This window comes from Clostridium sp. UBA5712 (assembly GCF_002419845.1).
Taxonomy (GTDB): Bacteria; Bacillota; Clostridia; order Clostridiales; family Clostridiaceae; genus Clostridium_J; species Clostridium_J sulfidigenes.
The window spans coordinates 666,609-684,791 of record NZ_DIGW01000011.1; the positions used below are offsets into that span (position 1 = coordinate 666,609).

The following is an 18,183-nucleotide window of genomic DNA, read 5'->3' on the forward strand; positions in this document are numbered from 1 at the left end:
GACACTATTCAGCATCCTCTAACATTGTAATTATTTCATCCTTTTTAGCTTTTGAAGATATTTCAATTCCCTTTTCAATTGCTACTTCTTTTAGCTGTTCAATAGTTAAATCACTTAGATCTATATCGGTATTATCAATTTTACTTACTATAAAACCTCTTCCTTCAAACCAGGTAGCAATCCAATTATCTTTAACTTTGGCCACACCTTCAACAAACATAACTGGTCCATATTCACCAGTGTAGTTATTATCATCTTTAAATTTTACTTCATACATTTACATTCACCCCTTACTGTACTTTTATGTTACGAAGAACTCCTGCTGCTCTAGTCTTTTTAAGAACTGTTGCTGCAACCATTTCAACTTCACCTTTTTTAACTGCTCCAGCTGTTTTAAAGTCTGGTAGCCATGTTTTTATTAGTTTACCACCAGTTGGAGATGCTGCATGAAGTCCATCTAAAGCAAATCTAGCTCCGTATAGGTCAGTTAGTCCTGTTGCACTCGTACCTACTGTTCTTGCAACTATCGGAACCGTAGGTTTTGTAGCAGAACCATCATGGAAATACTGTAAATCCACAAGAGGAATACCATTGTATGAATCAACACTTCTACCAAATCCATCAACACCCTTTTCTAAATACCCTGCTCTTCTAGCTGCTTGTTTAATACGTGTAATTAACTTTCCATTACCCATTAATGCATCTGGTATTCCATCCATTTCAGCTAAAAATTCATCTAATAGATCTAATAGCAACTTATAATTTGTATCCAATGCCGAAGCACTTGATAAATCTATAACTGACTCTGTATTGATCTCTGTAGATGAACCTACTAACATTTTATCTAATCCATCAAATCCCTTAACAGATTTATCCCCATTGATTACTGCATTGTGGAATAAATTGATTGTAGCTTTTACCTTCTCCTTAAGTTGAAAGTCAACTTCATTTACCGCACCAGAAGTATCTGCTATTACTCTATCAATATCAAATGTTCCACCGAATACCTTAAGCTCTACTGACTTTGTTTGTCTATCTGCAACCTGTGGAGTGTACTCTGTGTTGATATCTCTGAATCCTGCTGTTGCTGGAGTCTTTAATTGAGTATATCCGTAAACAAGTGTACTTCCTCCAGTTCCTGGTGATACTGTATCATCAAATATTAATTTATCCATAAGGATAGATCCTCTTCTAAATTCGTCTATAACTTGTTGGTCTACTTTATTTGCCATTCCTACTTTTGCTTGTGCTAATGTTATTGCCACTTTTACATCATCCTCTCTTTTTAACCTTTATAAAATTCTGCAAGTGCACCTGTTAGTGTGTTATCACTTGTATTTTTTCCTCCAAGCTTAGGAGTATCTTTACCTCTTAACTTTTCATTTACAGCTTTCTCTACTGCAGATTGAAAAGCTTTTTCTACTGCTTCAATGCTTGCATTACAAGTTTCAGCATCTGAATAGTTAAGTATATCTACTAGATCCTTAGGTAGTCCCTTCTCTGCTAGTGTTTCATAAGCTTGTGCTTTAAGTTCTCTAGTAGTTATATCTTTTTCTCTCTTTTCTAGTTCTGCTATTCTTTTTTCTTCCGCATACTTTGCCTTTTGTTCAGCATTCATCTTAGCTAGTTTCTCTGCTTCTGTCTTTGCATTTTCTAATTCAGTAGCCTTATCTGTTTCCCACTTAGATTTTGCAGTTTCAAGAGCTTTAGCAACTCGTTTATCAAATTCAGATTGATATTTCTTATCTTTAAGAACATCATCAAAATTCTTATCTTCTTTACCTCCCTTGGTTTCTTCTGTTCCAGTATTATCTGTTCCAGTTTCACCAGTTTCGGTAGTTCCCCCATCAACTCCAGTATCCGGAGCTAACATAGGTTCAAATCTGCATAATCCTAAGTTTATTAATAATTTTGTATTCATAATTACCTCCTTGCCCACTACATTCAATTAAGCCCATAGTGTTCAATTATTTTATTCTAGCCTTTTAGAGCCTTGCTAAGGGCATAATAAAAAGCCTTAGTTTCCCAAGACTTAATTCTAAACATGATAAAAGCACCTACATAAGTAAGTGCTTAAAATTTATATATTTTATTTTTTACCTGGCTTCCATTGATGTCCACATTTCAAACAAGTTACAAGAACTTTATTCTTTCCATGCCCTGCAGCTATAGCTCCATACGCTCCTACAGTTGCTACACCTAAAGCACCTTTTGCTAAACTAAATCCTTTTTTATTAGCTGTAATAGAAGTACTTCCACATTTAGGACAACGTGCTACATTATCAATGGTACTTGATTGTGTTACTGTACTAACTGTCGGATTTGAAGCCATTATTCTTTCATACTCTAATTCCTTCTTAGTTTTAATTTTATACCCAGGCTTTGTTGTAGCTTTAGGGTTAGTGCTCACAGTTACTTCTGGATTTGAAGCCATTATTCTTTCATACTCTTTTCTTTTTCGTTCTTTTTCTTCTTCTTTAAGTCTTTTCTTTCTTGCTCTTTCTTCTTGTGAATCAAATAATCCCATGCATACCCCTCCATATATTACTATCAGTATAATAATATACTAAAAATAGGAATAATAAAAGCACCTACTCCTTATATAAGTAAGTGCCTTCTATTGATTATTCTTCTGATATAGAATATCATCATATAATTTATATAGCTTTAATCCTAAATCATTAACAGTATCTTGATTATCCATACCATGTAATACTATTTCATCATTTATTAATAATTGTACTTCTCTAAAATCTTTAGTATCTATATTAAATTCAATATAATTATCTACTTCAGCTTTGTTAAGTATATATTGGTTTATATCTGGTGCATTAATTAATAAATCAAATAAACTTTTGTTTAGTTTAAATTTCATAATAACTTCCCTCCTATCTTTATGGATTAGTTTGAATCAAAACTCCCGTATTAGGGTTTATTGAAACCATGCATCTATCTGTTACAAGCTTTATACTATCAGGGTCAGTTTTTCTTGCTCTAACCACACCATTTAAAATAGCATCTTTAATATCATTAATTGCAACTCCGTCTCTAGGTCTACCTGTATCTGGATCTTTAGATGTTCCAAATACTCTTTCTATAAAGTGCTTGCTTTGTTCCTTTATTTTAACCCCATTTGAAGTAGTTAATCCTATAATATCAGTATCAATAATATTTTTATATTCTTTATACTGGCTATATGGGGTAAAAATCGATATCATATTATTTGATCTAGATTTCACATAGTCCTTAACAAGATTCCATTCTTTACTATCATTATACTTTAATTCTCTGAAATCTGTAAATGATTTAGGAGCATCTTTACCAAGTATTTCTTTATACTTACTATACTGTTTTCTATCAGATGCCTTATTCTTAATCATCTTCTCAAATACTTCTGTTTTATCTTTGCCATACTTATCAACTACAAACTTATCATACCACTCTTGATACTTCATATCTCCAGGTACTGTATAAGTTTTACCTGTCTCTGGGTCCCTTGCTCTTCTTTGTAGTCTTTCCATATTCTTAAAGTATGCTCTTGTTGTACTTCTACAGTATGGATGTAATGGAGGTAAATTACTTCCTGTTCTTAACTTATCTACTTTTATAATCTTACCGTCCATACTTCTACATATACTAGATGTTCTTAAATCTAATGTAGCAATAAATATTACTTTATCTATCCCACATTCTTTATAGCTTTCAACTTCTGCTGCATTTGTTATATAAGTGGTCTCTGTTCTTATAATTCTCTCACAAGCAAACTTCTCATAATCAGTCATGTCTTGTAACTCTTGTGACATTCTCCTAGAGCCTTTACCACTCATTAAACCACTTGCTATTACTTCTTCTAATTTCTCTGCTAATACATCTGTATTATGCCATATACGCTTACTATAGTGTTTCCCACTCCACTTATTCTTAAGTATCTCTTGTATTGTTCCTAATGGCATTTGAGCAACATTAAAGCCTACACCTAATCCTTTCTGAATATCAAATAGGTTTGTGTAATAGGCTTTCTCTATATTATCTGTATATAATTTAGTACTTTTATTTATTTCTGCATCTGCTGCTAATTTAGTATTAATATAAATACTCTCTTTTAATGCTTCTAATCTTGTTATTCTAGCTTTATAAGCATTTGCATTTAATTGTGCCATCATATACCTTTTCAATTCTTTATCTTGTATTCCGTGTATTCTCGCCCTAATGCTCTCTAACTCTTTATTAGGTATTTTACTATTAAGTAATCCCTTTGTTTCTCCTATGCTTAATCCACTATCGCTCTGAAACTTAAAAAATATCTTATTAATGTCTTTATTAATATCCTCGAGAGCCTTATCATAAGCATTATTTATTTTATGAATAGTTTCATCACTAGACTTATGATAGCTTTCCATTCTTAAGTTAGATCTTTTTTTCCAATAAGCATTACTTCTCTTCTTCATCTACCTCACCATCTTCTGGGTTAGTATTCTTAAAGTCGTAACTACCAAAGGTTAATTGTTGTTGCTCTACTTTCTTTTTATTTTCTTCATCTAGCCTTTTTCTTTCCTCTTCAATATCTATTTCACCATCAAACCTTTTAACTCTAGTTTCCCATGAAATAAAACCTTCTGTTTCTTGTGCTATTCTAGCCATAAGTTCATCATCTACTGGAAGACTCCTCTTCATAGCTATATCTATATTACTAGAATCAATATTCTTAGCTCTTATATTCTCTATATTAGACATAAGCTTTAACCTTTGCCTTAATCCTTGTTTAAAGTATCTTTCTTTTGTTTTTCCCAATTGTTCAAAACCTAGTAACTTGTACTTCATAGCAATACCACTTGCATTACCTACAAAGTTTTCATCAGTAAGACATGGGACTTTTGAAAACTCATGTATATCATCTTTAAGTGACTTCTTAAGTACTTCTATTTCAGTTTCATTAAGATTCTTAACTAACCACTTAGCATCTCCACCTTCATCAAGCTCTATAATCTTTAATTCTTTAAGTAATCTTCCTGTCTTAATCTTTTCCTCTTCATCATCCCCTAATGAAGCACCTATAACTGCAAGTAATGCATCAACAACCTGTTCCTTATCATTTATCCTATCGGATTGTAAAAGGTTATAAGCATCTATTAGAGTAATAACTCCTTCAAAGTCACCTCTAAGTTTCTTATTATTTCTATACTCAATAAGAGGTATTCCATTAAAGTAATGTTTTTCTTCATCCTTTAATATAAATACCGTACTCTTTATATCTTGTGTAAAATAATGATATATCTTATCTTCAGTATAAATATTAATATCATACCCTTTTAACTGATCATCAATATCTCTCTTTTCAAAGTAAGTTACTCCAAATAAAGGCTTTTGTTTTACTGTTGTATCACATACTAAGAAACTATTTAAAGGGCTGCATACTGCTAATTCTGGATAAGGTATTTCATCATCATTCATAAATAACAATTCATATCCTATACCCATAATACTCATATCTTGTGCTAATTCATTATTATGACTATCTTCATCTATCTCAGTGAAGATATCATTTAGTTCATCAGCACCATCACCACTATAAGTTATTGGTGTACCAAATACATATCCAGTAGCCATATCAGTAATATATTCAGCGTGATTTGCTACTATTTTGTTATTAGGCAATAAGTCACTTGATAATGATCTTTCCAGTATCTTGTGTTCTCCATCATAATATTTATTCAATAGACTATATCTGTCCAGCATTGCCCTATGGTTAGATATACACTTTACTAGCAAATCATCTGGAATACTTCCATCTTCATTTAATAAATCTCTGTCTTTTAAAATTGCCATTATTATTTCACCTACCTTAATCCTATCTTTGCTTTACTCTTAACTTTCAGTCTTCTATCATTCATTTCATCTTCCATACCATATCTAGCAGCATCAATAGTATGGTTGTTTTTATCTGGATACTCTCCTTTTAAATTCCCCTCTTTATCTTTCTCTATCTCATACCCTACAAATTCTCTTTTTGCATTAGGGCATCTTACTGGATCTATTATTATTTCTTCTATTTCTTCAGACAAAAATTTAAGACCATGCTCTACTGAGTCTGGTCCTTTCTTACATGCTATCATATTGATTCCTAATTTTTTTAACTCTGCTATAGTTCTTGGTGCTGCATTATCAGCTACAACTCTTTTATTTAAAGGATTCTTCTTTTTAATAAGTTCTGCAGCCTTACTGTTTCCTAACTGTACTTGAAATATTTCATCAAATATATATAATCTTTTTCTCGTCTTATCATAATGCATTTTAACAAGGGCTAACGGATCAGCTGCATAACCATCATCAAATCCAAACTTTAATTTATCAAAATTTCTAATTTCTTCATCTGATATTTCTCTTATAGTTAAGTTTCTAAATACCTCTCCACCAGTTCCAGTAACTGCTCCTAGGTAATCATGCTCATACTTAGTTGGATTGACTTTCTTCATATGCTCTGCTTCAATTAAGAATTGTTCACCTAGCCATTCTTTAGGTACGGACCTATAATCACTATGATGTATATATTTATCTTTTCTCTTCTCTACTACTTCCTGGTTACACCAGTTTCTTTGACTTTCAGGAGGGTTAAATGAGTAGAATACACAGAATTTAGGTCCACCCCTTAAAATAGATTGATTAATTGTATCTATTTTATTCTTACTTTCAAACTCGTCCACCTCTTCATACCAAAGATACTTAATGTATCCCTTAGGTACTTTAGTAGACTTAACCTTCTTAGGATTATCAGCACCTTTAAACCTTATTACTTGTCCAGTAGGCTTATAAGTTATTGTTAATTTTGCTTCTGGTACATGCCATTCATCACTTACACCTAATGTATCTATTGCCCATTTAATCTGGTCTCTTACTGATTCTGATAGAGTATCCTTTACCCGTCTTAGTACTAATGCATTAGACATAATACCTTCTTGGGCATCTTTCATTATACCTAAGACAATTTCAAGTGAAATAAAAGAGGACTTCGTACTACCTCTACCACCTTTAAACCAGTAGTGAGTGTGAAGCCCTTTTTTAATATCCATATGCACTTCATAAAAACTTGAAGCTATTATACTCTTTAACTTAACTTTAATCATCTATATCATCTACTATCTGAACTTGTTGAGTTCCTTCAACTTTAATATTTTCTGTAAATAACCTGTATCTCTTACCTAATAACTCTGCTGCTTTGTTTCTATCCTTGGCTGACATATCTTTCTTAACTATTCTTGCAGAGCTACAACCTTCTCCTTCTCCTTCAACAACTACAACTTCCTCAGTTAGTTCATTTCTCATAACTTTAGTTAGATATTTCATCACTTCTGCTGCATCTGCTATACTTTCATCTTCTATTTTCTTAAGTTGTTTATCTATATAGTTTTTAACGTTAGTATTTGTTAGTAATTTACTTCCGTTTACCCTTGCAGTTTCATCTTTCTTACAACTTGAATAAGCTTTCTTGTAAGCTCTAGTGGCATTAAGGTCTACTAGATATTCATTTGCAAATATTCTTTGTTTATCTGTTAGTTTGGCCATAATGCCACCTCACTTTCTATAAAATAAAAGAACCCCATAATTAGGATTCTAAGTTTTAGTTTGTATTTTCTATTAAACTATTTATAATTTCTTTAATAGAGTTCTTAATTTTGTCATGCCGAATTTTATCTACATCTATTTTTCTAATTTCTTTAATTTCATCTTTTTTCACAAATCTTTCTACACCATCTTCAAATACTAAATAGTAATCTTCATATTCCAGAAAACATGAACAAGATATAATATCTTTGTTTAAATGCATTATAAATATATTATTCATCTCAATTTCTTTAATAACTCCATATATTCCAGTTTGAAACAGGTATATAATTATACCCATTCCTGCTAAATATCCTGTAAAAAATATTGTTGAAATATCTGTTATTCCTAAAACAGCAACTATAAATATTATCATAAACACACATGAAACAACTCTACTAAGTGTGTTTATTAATTTATATTTAAATTTCACCTTGTTCTTATTTCCATTTTCAAACTTATCAATAAATAATTTTTCTATTTCTTCCGATATTAATATACTTAAAATCATAAAACATATCATTACAGCAACTATAAACCCTATAATAACTGTTAAATCGACATTATAACTTGGAGTTGAAATTGATTTAATAAATACACTTGATTTTCTATTTAAAATAAAATCTTTAATATAGTAACAAAACATAAGTATATACATCAAAATTATCATATTTCCAATCCATTTTAAAATAACTTCAAATGTAGATTGTTTCCAATAAACGTTTTTATATTTCAACTTTATTTTTTCAACAAAAAATCCGCTAAATACTTTTATTAAAAAACCTGCAACTGTCCAAAATGATATCATTGTAAGTAATATTTCTTTGATATCCTTTAAAATCTCCATTTTATCCCCTCCCCAAAATATCTTACAATATTTCCTATAATATAGCAATAAAAGACACCTAGTTTCCTAAGTGCCTTTTTTATTGTGGTTTATGGGGAATTCAACTTTCTTTTACAATATAATTATAACATCTGTAATCCTCTATATATTCTCATTCTTTTCTCATTTTCTTCTCAAAATTTTAATATAAAAAACTACCTTCATGCTTTGCTATATCCTCCACTAAGTCATCCCGCATTCTGTAAGCTGTAGCTATAGCTATGTTTAATCTTTCAGCTATTATATTAACCTTCATTTTATCTCTATACTTAAGCTCTATAAATTTTTTATTTTCTAGACTTAAATCTTTTAAATTCTGCTCCATATGAGTTATAAAGCTTTCTGTATCTCTAAGCTTAGCTTTAAATTTAAACAAATTTCTTATCTTAATAGCTCTTTCCTCTTCTAGTTTCTCTATAGCCCTAATTATTTCGCTTTCTGCATAGCTTGCACTATTAGTACTTGTTTGTACTCTCTCATTAATCCCCATCCCTGGTTGATGATAGTCTATTTTAATATTAGTATTTTTAATATCATATTCTATGGATTCAATTTGCTTTTCTAACTGTTCTATTCTAACTCTAATATCATTAATTTCTTTTTTCTCTCTAAAATAACTATAGAGCTTACCTTCTGTCTTTCTAAATAGTTCTTTATTCAAGTCTCATCTCCTCCAGTTCAAACTCAACTCTTTCTAGTTCTTCTGTATATCTCTTAAGTATAGTAAGTTCTACAACTTGGCTATCATCTTTAAACGCTATTCCATTTAAACTATCTAAAATTATCTTTGCAATATTATCTCCATCTGGCTTTTTAGTTGGATACTCTAATCCTTCTTTTATAGCTTTTATTCTCTTTTTAGAATAGCTACTCATTATTGGATAGTATGCTGTTATTATAGCTTTAATTGGTCCATCTAAGTATTTTCCATCTTGCTCCCTGTAATTAATCCTTACCCAATTCTCATAGTTAACTGTATCTTTAGGAGTCATAGCATGTCCATTAAACACTCTTGGTCTAGCCTTTCCTTTTATCTTCCCTTCGACTACTATCATCTTCTCCCTCCTCTTCATCTTCATTGCCTACAAATATATATTTCTCTAAAAACTCTCTTAAATTCATAACCAACTTCCTTTTTCATTAAATTTGAATAAAAAAATACCGCATATTCATTTCTGAATAGTACGATATCTTAAGCAATCTAATATTTAAATTTATCTTCATAATATATTAAGATTGTTTATTTATTTTAGCAAAGTAACTATCTATCATTTTTACTTTTTCTGTTCTCTCCATTAATTTATAGTAAGTCAGCCACTTTTCAATTGAATGTAAAGGAATAGTTGTACCATGAATATCAATATAGTCCTTAATATCCTTTTTTTCAAGTGGAAAGTAATGCTCAATATTACTATTTACTATAACAAATCCAGCAATAACATCAAAATCTATTCCTTCAATATTGAATTCCATAAAGTCCTTTGTTTTGTATTGTATATTAGGATTTTTAGGTTGTAATTTACCAAAAGATAAAAGGATTTTTTTTATTTTTTCCACATCACTTTCAGCAACCATAATATCAATATCATGAAATTCATTAGTAATTTTTTTAAAATACAATAATAATGATGCACCGATTGCCCATGTAATATTATTGGAATTTACCTCTTTGGCAACTTTCGATAGAACTTTCAGTTTATTTTCTATAGTTATCAAACATCTCACTCCTATTAATTATAATTATTCAATTCATATTTCATATAATTATGACTTAATTATATCATTTTTTGTAAATACCGTACTATTCAATTTTCAACGAATAATTTATCTTACTTAATCTTAAATTTGCATATTATATTTTCAACTACATAAACTACTGTTGAAAGGTGGTTAATGATATGAAAAAACTTACTGTTATACTATTGATCTTAATGACATTAATATTTAATATATCCATTACGACAACTGCATTTGCAGAAAATATGTTTAAAGAAGGAACTTATAGCATATCTGATTTTAATTTTTCAAAGGATAGCTTATATTATATCCAGAACGTTTCAAATGGTCGTGCTTATGCTATCGTTTTTGATGAAGAACTTATTGCAACACAAGTCTTATATCTAACACCTAAATCCCCTAAGTATAATCTAGTTCCTCTTACCGATAAACACAGAATTGTAATAGTTGGTGATGGTCAAGTATATATTGATAAATGGACACAATAGGGTGTCCATTTATTTATTAAAATCTTTACACTTTCTTTGAATTGTGAAATAAAAAACCACCGTATTATTCAGAATTGAATTTTACGGTAGTTTAGTCGTTAAATAAGAATTTATTATCTTAAAATTGATTTAATCTTCCCTACTAAATTGGAATTTAAAAAGCATTCCAAATGAAGCAAAATACAAATACACATCCCCATGCATTATTAGTTTCTCTTTTTATTATAAGCATACCATAAATAGCTATGAATGTAGTGATTATTTCAATAATACCCCAGAAAGATGTACTAAAGGGATGAAATAAAATACATATCACAGCACAAGCAATAGCACCTACATTAAACCACTTACTTTTAGGTGGATATATACTGTTTAATTTATCGCTAATAACAACATAATTAAATCCTTCAAAAAATCCCCACACTATAAAAATCAATGCCATTCCTAAAACGTTGATTGGAATACCACTTTCTAATACATCATTTGTAATAATAATGCTCAGTGGGTGATAACCTGTATATTGTCCTGATATAAAAATATACATTAAGTATGGAATAAAACAGATAATTGAACCTAATGTAGATTTAATTGTATTTCTTTTTAATAATCCAAAATCTGAAAATCGTTCCTTTCTAAAAATACATACTACTGTAATTCCTAATCCAGCTATACCAAATTGAACACCTGCATTAAGTACCAAACGTAGGACAATAGAATTATTAGAATCCTTTATATAATTCACCATTTGATTTCCAAACAGCATGTATACTATAAATGATCCCAATGTTATTAATGTAATAATCCATATATCAGCATCTAGATTTCTTTGCTCTAAAGTTAAGCTTTTTTTACCCATCTTATACCTCCAGTATAAATTACTATTTAACTTATCTAATTCAATTATACGCTAAATACACCATAATTTTCATGTTATTTCAAATACCGTACTATTCAATTTTCAAAGAACACACTTTATTATATGATTGTCATATGAGAATACCACCTTGCAGCAGTACTCCCATATGACCTTATTCCTAGATTTAAAATATCTTTAATTGTTCTTCAATCATTGGTTCATAATTCATTAAAATTAATTCATTTCTAACTGGCATCTTATCACCTGCAGCTCTATTTTTAATTTGACTGGCCGTACTGTACTTAACTACATACCAATCCTTATACAAGTCATCAATTAGTGGACTACTGTAATAACAAACCATAGCTTTTCCTTTTATTTTATCCAATCTTTCTTTTAACCTAATATGGTCCTCCTCTTCAAATCCTCCAAAGTACATATTTTCGTGGTCATGATATGGTGGATCTAAAAAGAATAGTGTATCTTCTGTATCATAGAACTTTATTACTTCTTCAAAGTCTCGGCTTAATATATTCCATGTTTTAATTAATTCGGACATTCCAGGTATAAGCTCTGTTGCACTTATTAATTGCTTGGCCTTATTTTGAGTTTTAGATAATCCAATTCCATTTCGGTATTTATGTCCTCCGCCTCCAAAGCAAACCCTCATTAAGTAATAAAACCTAACTGCTGATTCTATATTATCCTCTGGCCATGGCTCCCATTTCCACTTCTCATATAAACTTTCACTATATGGTAATGCTGAACATTCTTTGTATAGTTGTTCCGGATTATCTTTAAGTACCATCATATAATTTACAAGCCTATCGTTTATATCATTTACAATGGTTAACTTTGATGGATTTACTGTCTCTTTAAAAAATGGAACTGCTCCGGATCCAAAGAAACAATCACAAAATATATCATGCTTAGGCATTAAATCTATATAAAGCTCTTCCTTGCCATGCTTTCCACCTATCCACTTTATATTGCTTAATCTTTTGAGTTTCAATTTATCACCTAATTTCTTTTAATATTTAGAATGGCATGTCCTCCCCATCATCTACTGGAGTATAATCATTGTTGTCCTGTCCTTGACTCTTATTCCCAAACTCTAAGAAACTCACTTCATCAGCTACAACCTCAGTAACATATCTTCTTCCACCATCTTTAGCCTCATATGACCTAGTTTCAATTCTTCCAGCTACACTTAAAAGCTTACCTTTACTCATATAGTTAGCAGTACTCTCCGCTTGTTTCCCCCATACTACTATAGGGATAAAATCAGCCTCTGGTTGACCTTCCTTCTTAAATCTCCTGTTCACTGCCATTGTAAATGTGCATACTGCAGTTCCTGTGCCTGGAGTAAACTTTAGCTCTGGATCCTTAGTCATGCGACCTATTAAAACAACCTTATTCATAAATCATACCTCCTAAATTTATTACCACTACTTACAATCACATTTAACCTTCAATGGAGTAAACATAATCTTTGCTGATTCATCCTTTATGCTTTTTTCTAACTTAATCTTATTTGATTCAACATTCTGTGCTAGTTGACCTATAGCTTTTTCATTGAATTGTCCTCTTTCAACAATCTCTTCATTAATTTGATTGCATTGTATCTCTATAGACCTCTCAACACTTTTCCAATATACTTTCTGCTTGTCCATCTTCTTGTCTAAGTTATTTAATTTCCTTTCTAGAGTAATATATCCCATAAGAACTAAAACCCCTATAACACCTATTCCTAAGCCTAAAATTATATTCATCTTCTATTCCCCCTTATTTTTTCAAGATAACTAATACTTTTTTATCTAGTAATGTCTCTAACTGCTCATTGAACTTAGTTTCTATTATGTCTTTTGCTAATTCATAACCTACAACCATAATTATTTCATTTTCCTTATCCTCTATCTCTGTATTCATGAACCAGGTCCTATAGGTTATTTCTCCATACTGTTCATATATCTTTGAGTGATACGGAGTAGGAACGGATAGTGATGGGAGTGAAGGGGGTTTTTCTTTCCCTTCTTCTCCTTCTTTAATTTCTTTAATTTCTTCTCCTTCTTCTTTTGTGTACCCTTCGTTGTTCTTTTGATGTTCTTTTGATGTATCCTTCGTTGTTCTTTTGATGTTCTTTTGTTGTTCTTTTGATGTACCTTTTGTTGTACCCTCATCTTGATAAAGCCTATAGTTTTCAATGGTTATCGTTGTACCCTTTGTTGTACCTTTTTTGATTATCATTCCTTCGCTTTCTAGTAGCTTAAGGTACTCCCTAGTTTTCTTTCTACTCCACCCCCATTTTTCAGCAAGTTTTAACTCTGATGTATAGTAACTTCCTCTAGGAATATTAACTATTTCATTACCTATTAGTAACTTTTCATCCTTCCATCTTGCTAATTGGATGAGGTCCACAAATGCTCTGAATTTTTCTGCATCCTGGAATATCCAATGTTCAAAGATACTTCTATCTAGCTTTATCCATCCTTCTGCCATGAAATCACCTACTTGTCACTTATGTTTTCAAAGGTTTTTAAACCCCACTGCCTATCTATAGAATTAGTTAAATCATTCCACTGGCTATAACTAAACTTAATTAGTTTTTCAAGATCTCCATCTTCAATAAATATCTCTATATGACCCCCACCATCTTTGATAGATATCACCTTACCATCATCAGCTCTAAGGTCTATCTCTTCTTTATACATATGATCCTCTCCTTTACTGCTTATTTGTTGAGTCACATTTTTTAGAAAGTCTCTTATATACTTGTTCATACTGGTCACTAGAAAGCTCTTTGATTTCTCTAACTCCAAAGTCTTTCTCAATAACTTGCTTTATGACATCTTCCGAAATCCCTGCAGTTGAAGCTAATTGGGTTAGTTCTTTAATTTCTCTATCGCTTATTGAGCTTGGTAATGCCCATGTAGGCAATTTAGGTATCCTCCAATAGATAGTCTTTTTATCTTTAGTAACAGCCTTTTTCCATCCAGTGTTATCCTTAGGCTTTTCTAATGAACATTCTGCAAAGCTTTCTGTAAGATTATAGAGATATCTTCCTATACCATATCCACTACTAGCACACCTCTTTAAAGCTCCGCTTATTCCGCCTTTAAAAGGTTCAACATTACTTTCACTTGCTCCATCTTCTTTATATATCCATTCTCCCTGGCTATCCTTCACCGATATTCTGCATATTATATTGCTATCATTTGAACCTGTTCTATACTCAACTTTCCAGCCATCAAATCCAAATACATAATCTAGTCTATTTTGTATTGCTCTAGCTTGTACATAACATAAGACCATTGCCCATGGCTTATTGTTGGATACACCACAACTTTGAACTCTCCATTCAACCTCATTCTCTCCAAACGGTTTTCTTAATTCTTCTTGTATATCCATTTATCTAATCCTCAAGCTTTCAGTTTGCTTTAGTACTACTCCTGGTATTTCTTCACCAGCCTTTAATCTACTAAGCGTTTCTTTTTTATCAAGAACTGGTGCTGGAGTATTGAAAAGTTCCTTAGGTATAACACTTTCATCTAAAACTTCTACACTTGCTGGATTCTTTTGAATACTGAATGAGAATAATTTACCTTTAATCTTAGGCTTGTCCACCGCTCTCATAGCCTCTTCTAAATATCCCTTAAGATTTTTAACATTAGTTTCTAAACTTTTTCTTCCTGCTGCAAGTCTAGTCTCTTCTTCTTTATATCCTGTAATTTGAACTTCCATAGTTTTTATAAGTTTTGCTATGTTTTCAGACTTATCTTCTAATTGCTCTCCAACCTCATTAAGTGCTTCATTTATAACTTCAACTGGTACTGTAGGGTCTTCTAATAACTCCTGTAAGTTTAAATAGTTTTGTGTTAATTCATATAGTTTCATTTATATTTCCCCCTTATAATCTAAATCTCTGATAGTTTCACCTGTATGCTCGTTGTGAATTTCATTATTGTCTAATTCTGTGCCAGGTGGTATAATTTCAGAAAGAATATTTTCTTTAGGTTGCATCTTACTTTGGTCGGTGGAGCAACCTTTTACTATTTCTATGGCTTCACTTATACTTTTACCCTCTTCACAAAGTCTTTTTACTTCATCAAGCTTTTCATTTAAATCTAGCAATGTTGACACTTTCTAGTACCTCCCCACTTGTAGTTTTTAGTTTTCTTTCGTATTCTTCGAGAATTTTCCATGGCATGAATATCTGCATCACTTGCAAGAAATTCTCTTTTTCTCTTCCGTTGGAGCTCTAGTATTGTCTGAACAACCTCTTCTTTACTTTGCTTTCTCATAACCATAACTACACCACCAATTCGCAAAGTGCATTGGTTATAAAGATTAATGTTACGAATCCAGATAAGAATATTCCGCCACAAACTTTTCTACCGACGTTATTCTCTCTCCTGTATTGAACTAAACTTGCAATACATATTATTGATGTGAAAATAATACTTACTACTCCTGTTACGATATAACCTAAGCTATTCATGACTACAACCTCTTTATTTTCTTAATGCAGCTTGGACAAATGTTCTTTCCATTAAAGTTCTTTACGTCTTTACCTTCGCCACAGAATAAACATGTTGGCTCGTATTTCTTTAATACAACCTGGTCCCCATCCACATAAATTTCTAGTGGGTCCTTAATGTCTATACCTAACGTTCTTCTTAATTCTACTGGTAATACTACCCTTCCTAAGTCATCTACTTTTCTTACTATTCCTGTTGCTTTCATGATTAAATTTCCTCCTTAAATAAATTCAATATAAAATCTCTACCTTTTCCAGTCCATTTACGATCATAAATTATATGTCCATTGTCCAAAACGTCTTGTTTTATACTTACATATCCGCATTCGGAATATTTAGAATATAATAGCCATGTCCTGTTCTGCTTGTATTGTATTTTCTTATCTGATAAAAGGCTATTTAACTTAGTAGCACTACTTAAGCCAAGTTCTTTTGCTATTTCGGATGTAGTATATAGCTTGTTTTGGTGTACTAATTTATCCCTTTGCTTTTCTGCTTCAATCCTTGCTACTTTCTCCTCTTTAAGTTTTGTTGCTGCTGCTATTAGTAAGTCGGGATTATCTAGTAATTCATCTGTCGCATACATGCCATGTTTTCTTATGCTTGGCAGTACATCACTTGTTACCCATCTTTTAAATTTTTTAGCACTTGGTAGTTTGCTACTTAAGATTAAACTGTAAAGTCCACTTTCGTTAATTACTACTGGGGATTGTTCTCTTCCTATGGAGTCACGAATCGTTACCCCATCTCCAATAAATTTATCTTCTTGTTCAACATGATCTAATAATGCTTTTCTTGAATTTGTATATCCTAATATTTCTGCAATATCTTTTCCAACAAACCAAGGTTCATTATCTCTTGTCAAAATTCTTACTTGTCCAAATTCTTCATTTTTAAAAATCTCAATGTTATTCAATCTCATTCCTCCTTTATTTTGTTTTATTCCCCAATAAATGCTAGAATGTTGTTGAAAGGGGATGATTTTATGTCTGAGCTAAAAAAATTTATTTCTTCTTCGTTTAACTTAATAACTGTATTTTCTTCAGTTGGTCTTTCTTTATTTTTTTGGATATTTCAACCACTCAATACTATACCTGCATATTTGTTCATTATTACTTTGTGCCTTTGTTTCTTTTTATTATGGTTATTTTTAATGAGTATATTGAATAATAAAAAAGAGAATTCATATGATATTAAAGTAATACAAAGTATAGGAACATATTGCCTTTGTACTCCAAATAAAATATTAACGCACGATTCAATAGTATCTTTTTACTATTTAGACAAAGGTTTTGAACATCTAATTGCTTATGGTATAGTTATTAATATTCAAGGAAATGATATGGTCCAAATTGAGCCTACATTGATTCCAAATATAATTATTAAATCTAACTCAGTTTCAATCACTAATTTCATAATCGAAAATCGTAAGTCAATAATAATAAAACCTATTGTAACTAAACCAATAATTAAATATTTAGGAGGTATTTATGAAAAAAATATTTAAAGTTGTAAGGATAATTAGCCCTACCGAAATAGTTATCAATGCTGGTAGTAATGAGGGAATACTAGACTATCAAAGATTCTTAGTATACTCACTTGATGGTGAAGAAATAATCGACCCAGATACAGGAAAATCCCTTGGAAACTTAGAAATTGTTAAAGGCACTGGTATTGCTACATTTGTTCATGAAAAAATGTGTACAATAACCTCTGACATGTATTCTAAATATAGTAATTTAGATATAAATTTAATTCCAAAAATCAATTCCTATTTCGATGACAATAGTCCAAAAGTTGGTGATGAAAAGCACCTTTCTTTTAAAGAAGTTACAGTAGGTGATTTCGTCAAAGCAATCTAAAAAATATAATTAATATCGGTCCGGCAACTGAACCTAACAAAGGATAAATTATTCCAATTCCTATTCTTGAATTTGATGATTTATCCATTTTTTTTAATATTTTATCTAGATAAATTGTAATTATAAAATTTGCAATAATGTTTATAGTAAATACATACACTACGGCTAGTTGGAATTTATTCATTTCTCATTCCTCCCTTAATTTCCTTACCCTCACG

29 protein-coding genes are annotated in these 18,183 nt (G+C 31.0%); 3 read left to right on the forward strand and 26 right to left on the reverse strand.

Annotated elements, in window-relative coordinates; genetic code table 11:
• Positions 1 to 4: 4 nt before the first annotated feature.
• From B3B03_RS09420 to B3B03_RS09480, 13 genes are all read right to left on the reverse strand, one after another.
• Complete coding sequence (locus B3B03_RS09420; RefSeq protein WP_346877122.1) at positions 5 to 277, reverse strand: Rho termination factor N-terminal domain-containing protein; 273 nt, start codon at positions 275 to 277, stop codon at positions 5 to 7.
• 13 nt (positions 278 to 290) lie between these two features.
• Complete coding sequence (locus tag B3B03_RS09425; protein ID WP_346877123.1) at positions 291 to 1,265, reverse strand: major capsid protein; 975 nt, start codon at positions 1,263 to 1,265, stop codon at positions 291 to 293.
• Between the two features lie 20 nt (positions 1,266 to 1,285).
• Positions 1,286 to 1,921: a DUF4355 domain-containing protein gene (locus B3B03_RS09430; protein ID WP_346877124.1), complete on the reverse strand. Its 636-nt coding sequence runs from the start codon at positions 1,919 to 1,921 to the stop codon at positions 1,286 to 1,288.
• Between the two features lie 168 nt (positions 1,922 to 2,089).
• Positions 2,090 to 2,527 carry a hypothetical protein gene (locus B3B03_RS09435; protein ID WP_346877125.1) on the reverse strand — a complete coding sequence of 146 codons (438 nt, stop codon included), beginning with the start codon at positions 2,525 to 2,527 and terminating at the stop codon, positions 2,090 to 2,092.
• A gap of 90 nt (positions 2,528 to 2,617) precedes the next feature.
• Complete coding sequence (locus B3B03_RS09440; protein WP_346877126.1) at positions 2,618 to 2,875, reverse strand: hypothetical protein; 258 nt, start codon at positions 2,873 to 2,875, stop codon at positions 2,618 to 2,620.
• 19 nt (positions 2,876 to 2,894) lie between these two features.
• Positions 2,895 to 4,448 (reverse strand): minor capsid protein, encoded by a 1,554-nt coding sequence (locus tag B3B03_RS09445; protein ID WP_346877127.1) that lies wholly within the window; start codon positions 4,446 to 4,448, stop codon positions 2,895 to 2,897.
• On the reverse strand, positions 4,432 to 5,826 hold the full coding sequence (locus B3B03_RS09450; protein WP_346877128.1) for a phage portal protein: 1,395 nt from the start codon (positions 5,824 to 5,826) through the stop codon (positions 4,432 to 4,434). Before B3B03_RS09450 ends, B3B03_RS09445 begins: the two co-directional genes overlap by 17 nt.
• Before the next feature lie 11 nt (positions 5,827 to 5,837).
• Positions 5,838 to 7,121, reverse strand: coding sequence for a PBSX family phage terminase large subunit (locus tag B3B03_RS09455; protein WP_346877129.1), 1,284 nt, complete (start codon positions 7,119 to 7,121; stop codon positions 5,838 to 5,840).
• Positions 7,114 to 7,560, reverse strand: coding sequence for a terminase small subunit (locus tag B3B03_RS09460; protein WP_346877130.1), 447 nt, complete (start codon positions 7,558 to 7,560; stop codon positions 7,114 to 7,116). The genes B3B03_RS09455 and B3B03_RS09460 overlap by 8 nt, the downstream gene beginning before the upstream one ends.
• 55 nt (positions 7,561 to 7,615) lie before the next feature.
• The gene (locus tag B3B03_RS09465; RefSeq protein ID WP_346877131.1) at positions 7,616 to 8,446 is read right to left on the reverse strand and encodes a hypothetical protein; all 831 of its coding nucleotides are present in this window, start codon (positions 8,444 to 8,446) and stop codon (positions 7,616 to 7,618) included.
• Positions 8,447 to 8,627: 181 nt separating this feature from the next.
• Positions 8,628 to 9,146, reverse strand: a complete 519-nt coding sequence (locus B3B03_RS09470) for a transcriptional regulator (protein ID WP_346877132.1) — start codon at positions 9,144 to 9,146, stop codon at positions 8,628 to 8,630.
• Complete coding sequence (locus B3B03_RS09475; protein ID WP_346877133.1) at positions 9,139 to 9,540, reverse strand: RusA family crossover junction endodeoxyribonuclease; 402 nt, start codon at positions 9,538 to 9,540, stop codon at positions 9,139 to 9,141. The genes B3B03_RS09470 and B3B03_RS09475 overlap by 8 nt, the downstream gene beginning before the upstream one ends.
• A 175-nt stretch (positions 9,541 to 9,715) precedes the next feature.
• Entirely contained in the window at positions 9,716 to 10,201 is a 486-nt protein-coding gene (locus B3B03_RS09480) for a nucleotidyltransferase domain-containing protein (RefSeq protein WP_346877134.1), read from the reverse strand.
• Between the two features lie 215 nt (positions 10,202 to 10,416).
• Between B3B03_RS09480 and B3B03_RS09485 the strand changes: the two genes are divergently transcribed.
• A complete protein-coding gene (locus B3B03_RS09485) occupies positions 10,417 to 10,710 on the forward strand; it encodes a hypothetical protein (protein WP_346877197.1) in 294 nt (97 codons plus the stop codon).
• A gap of 154 nt (positions 10,711 to 10,864) precedes the next feature.
• Here B3B03_RS09485 and B3B03_RS09490 read toward each other — a convergent pair whose 3' ends face one another.
• The 12 genes from B3B03_RS09490 to B3B03_RS09545 form a co-directional block, all read right to left on the reverse strand.
• Positions 10,865 to 11,566 (reverse strand): hypothetical protein, encoded by a 702-nt coding sequence (locus B3B03_RS09490; RefSeq protein WP_346877135.1) that lies wholly within the window; start codon positions 11,564 to 11,566, stop codon positions 10,865 to 10,867.
• Between the two features lie 184 nt (positions 11,567 to 11,750).
• On the reverse strand, positions 11,751 to 12,578 hold the full coding sequence (locus B3B03_RS09495; RefSeq protein ID WP_346877136.1) for a DNA adenine methylase: 828 nt from the start codon (positions 12,576 to 12,578) through the stop codon (positions 11,751 to 11,753).
• A gap of 25 nt (positions 12,579 to 12,603) precedes the next feature.
• Complete coding sequence (locus B3B03_RS09500) at positions 12,604 to 12,987, reverse strand: single-stranded DNA-binding protein (protein WP_414632831.1); 384 nt, start codon at positions 12,985 to 12,987, stop codon at positions 12,604 to 12,606.
• 27 nt (positions 12,988 to 13,014) lie between these two features.
• Entirely contained in the window at positions 13,015 to 13,338 is a 324-nt protein-coding gene (locus B3B03_RS09505; RefSeq protein ID WP_346877137.1) for a hypothetical protein, read from the reverse strand.
• A 13-nt stretch (positions 13,339 to 13,351) separates the two neighbouring features.
• On the reverse strand, positions 13,352 to 14,065 hold the full coding sequence (locus tag B3B03_RS09510) for a hypothetical protein (RefSeq protein WP_346877138.1): 714 nt from the start codon (positions 14,063 to 14,065) through the stop codon (positions 13,352 to 13,354).
• 8 nt (positions 14,066 to 14,073) lie between these two features.
• On the reverse strand, positions 14,074 to 14,277 hold the full coding sequence (locus B3B03_RS09515; protein ID WP_346877139.1) for a hypothetical protein: 204 nt from the start codon (positions 14,275 to 14,277) through the stop codon (positions 14,074 to 14,076).
• Between the two features lie 13 nt (positions 14,278 to 14,290).
• Positions 14,291 to 14,974 carry a Rad52/Rad22 family DNA repair protein gene (locus B3B03_RS09520; protein WP_346877140.1) on the reverse strand — a complete coding sequence of 228 codons (684 nt, stop codon included), beginning with the start codon at positions 14,972 to 14,974 and terminating at the stop codon, positions 14,291 to 14,293.
• The gene (locus B3B03_RS09525; protein WP_346877141.1) at positions 14,975 to 15,460 is read right to left on the reverse strand and encodes a siphovirus Gp157 family protein; all 486 of its coding nucleotides are present in this window, start codon (positions 15,458 to 15,460) and stop codon (positions 14,975 to 14,977) included. It abuts the gene before it with no gap.
• A complete protein-coding gene (locus B3B03_RS09530; protein ID WP_147520682.1) occupies positions 15,461 to 15,706 on the reverse strand; it encodes a hypothetical protein in 246 nt (81 codons plus the stop codon).
• Positions 15,691 to 15,873 (reverse strand): hypothetical protein, encoded by a 183-nt coding sequence (locus B3B03_RS09535; protein ID WP_346877142.1) that lies wholly within the window; start codon positions 15,871 to 15,873, stop codon positions 15,691 to 15,693. Before B3B03_RS09535 ends, B3B03_RS09530 begins: the two co-directional genes overlap by 16 nt.
• A gap of 193 nt (positions 15,874 to 16,066) precedes the next feature.
• Positions 16,067 to 16,309 (reverse strand): AbrB/MazE/SpoVT family DNA-binding domain-containing protein, encoded by a 243-nt coding sequence (locus B3B03_RS09540; protein ID WP_346877143.1) that lies wholly within the window; start codon positions 16,307 to 16,309, stop codon positions 16,067 to 16,069.
• Positions 16,310 to 16,311: 2 nt separating this feature from the next.
• Entirely contained in the window at positions 16,312 to 17,019 is a 708-nt protein-coding gene (locus tag B3B03_RS09545; RefSeq protein WP_346877144.1) for a phage antirepressor, read from the reverse strand.
• A 69-nt stretch (positions 17,020 to 17,088) separates the two neighbouring features.
• Here B3B03_RS09545 and B3B03_RS09550 point away from each other — a divergent pair, with 69 nt between their 5' ends.
• Together B3B03_RS09550 and B3B03_RS09555 are read left to right on the forward strand one after the other, a co-directional pair.
• Complete coding sequence (locus tag B3B03_RS09550; protein WP_346877145.1) at positions 17,089 to 17,610, forward strand: hypothetical protein; 522 nt, start codon at positions 17,089 to 17,091, stop codon at positions 17,608 to 17,610.
• The gene (locus B3B03_RS09555) at positions 17,594 to 17,965 is read left to right on the forward strand and encodes a hypothetical protein (RefSeq protein ID WP_346877146.1); all 372 of its coding nucleotides are present in this window, start codon (positions 17,594 to 17,596) and stop codon (positions 17,963 to 17,965) included. The genes B3B03_RS09550 and B3B03_RS09555 overlap by 17 nt, the downstream gene beginning before the upstream one ends.
• Here B3B03_RS09555 and B3B03_RS09560 read toward each other — a convergent pair.
• Positions 17,952 to 18,149: a hypothetical protein gene (locus tag B3B03_RS09560; RefSeq protein WP_346877147.1), complete on the reverse strand. Its 198-nt coding sequence runs from the start codon at positions 18,147 to 18,149 to the stop codon at positions 17,952 to 17,954. The two genes, B3B03_RS09555 and B3B03_RS09560, sit on opposite strands and share 14 nt — an antisense overlap.
• Positions 18,150 to 18,183: the final 34 nt, after the last annotated feature.

What these genes read in the sequence shown, in the direction of transcription:
- B3B03_RS09455 (WP_346877129.1), bottom strand. Translation starts at nt 7,121, where the DNA reads ATGATTAAAGTTAAGTTAAAGAGTATAATAGCTTCAAGTTTTTATGAA.
- B3B03_RS09505 (WP_346877137.1), bottom strand. Translation starts at nt 13,338, where the DNA reads ATGAATATAATTTTAGGCTTAGGAATAGGTGTTATAGGGGTTTTAGTT.
- B3B03_RS09540 (WP_346877143.1), bottom strand. Translation starts at nt 16,309, where the DNA reads ATGAAAGCAACAGGAATAGTAAGAAAAGTAGATGACTTAGGAAGGGTA.
- B3B03_RS09435 (WP_346877125.1), bottom strand. Translation starts at nt 2,527, where the DNA reads ATGGGATTATTTGATTCACAAGAAGAAAGAGCAAGAAAGAAAAGACTT.
- B3B03_RS09555 (WP_346877146.1), top strand. Translation starts at nt 17,594, where the DNA reads ATGAAAAAAATATTTAAAGTTGTAAGGATAATTAGCCCTACCGAAATA.
- B3B03_RS09430 (WP_346877124.1), bottom strand. Translation starts at nt 1,921, where the DNA reads ATGAATACAAAATTATTAATAAACTTAGGATTATGCAGATTTGAACCT.
- B3B03_RS09510 (WP_346877138.1), bottom strand. Translation starts at nt 14,065, where the DNA reads ATGGCAGAAGGATGGATAAAGCTAGATAGAAGTATCTTTGAACATTGG.
- B3B03_RS09515 (WP_346877139.1), bottom strand. Translation starts at nt 14,277, where the DNA reads ATGTATAAAGAAGAGATAGACCTTAGAGCTGATGATGGTAAGGTGATA.
- B3B03_RS09525 (WP_346877141.1), bottom strand. Translation starts at nt 15,460, where the DNA reads ATGAAACTATATGAATTAACACAAAACTATTTAAACTTACAGGAGTTA.
- B3B03_RS09460 (WP_346877130.1), bottom strand. Translation starts at nt 7,560, where the DNA reads ATGGCCAAACTAACAGATAAACAAAGAATATTTGCAAATGAATATCTA.
- B3B03_RS09520 (WP_346877140.1), bottom strand. Translation starts at nt 14,974, where the DNA reads ATGGATATACAAGAAGAATTAAGAAAACCGTTTGGAGAGAATGAGGTT.
- B3B03_RS09420 (WP_346877122.1), bottom strand. Translation starts at nt 277, where the DNA reads ATGTATGAAGTAAAATTTAAAGATGATAATAACTACACTGGTGAATAT.
- B3B03_RS09550 (WP_346877145.1), top strand. Translation starts at nt 17,089, where the DNA reads ATGTCTGAGCTAAAAAAATTTATTTCTTCTTCGTTTAACTTAATAACT.
- B3B03_RS09490 (WP_346877135.1), bottom strand. Translation starts at nt 11,566, where the DNA reads ATGGGTAAAAAAAGCTTAACTTTAGAGCAAAGAAATCTAGATGCTGAT.
- B3B03_RS09500 (WP_414632831.1), bottom strand. Translation starts at nt 12,987, where the DNA reads ATGAATAAGGTTGTTTTAATAGGTCGCATGACTAAGGATCCAGAGCTA.
- B3B03_RS09440 (WP_346877126.1), bottom strand. Translation starts at nt 2,875, where the DNA reads ATGAAATTTAAACTAAACAAAAGTTTATTTGATTTATTAATTAATGCA.
- B3B03_RS09450 (WP_346877128.1), bottom strand. Translation starts at nt 5,826, where the DNA reads ATGGCAATTTTAAAAGACAGAGATTTATTAAATGAAGATGGAAGTATT.
- B3B03_RS09535 (WP_346877142.1), bottom strand. Translation starts at nt 15,873, where the DNA reads ATGGTTATGAGAAAGCAAAGTAAAGAAGAGGTTGTTCAGACAATACTA.
- B3B03_RS09475 (WP_346877133.1), bottom strand. Translation starts at nt 9,540, where the DNA reads ATGATAGTAGTCGAAGGGAAGATAAAAGGAAAGGCTAGACCAAGAGTG.
- B3B03_RS09465 (WP_346877131.1), bottom strand. Translation starts at nt 8,446, where the DNA reads ATGGAGATTTTAAAGGATATCAAAGAAATATTACTTACAATGATATCA.
- B3B03_RS09445 (WP_346877127.1), bottom strand. Translation starts at nt 4,448, where the DNA reads ATGAAGAAGAGAAGTAATGCTTATTGGAAAAAAAGATCTAACTTAAGA.
- B3B03_RS09485 (WP_346877197.1), top strand. Translation starts at nt 10,417, where the DNA reads ATGACATTAATATTTAATATATCCATTACGACAACTGCATTTGCAGAA.
- B3B03_RS09560 (WP_346877147.1), bottom strand. Translation starts at nt 18,149, where the DNA reads ATGAATAAATTCCAACTAGCCGTAGTGTATGTATTTACTATAAACATT.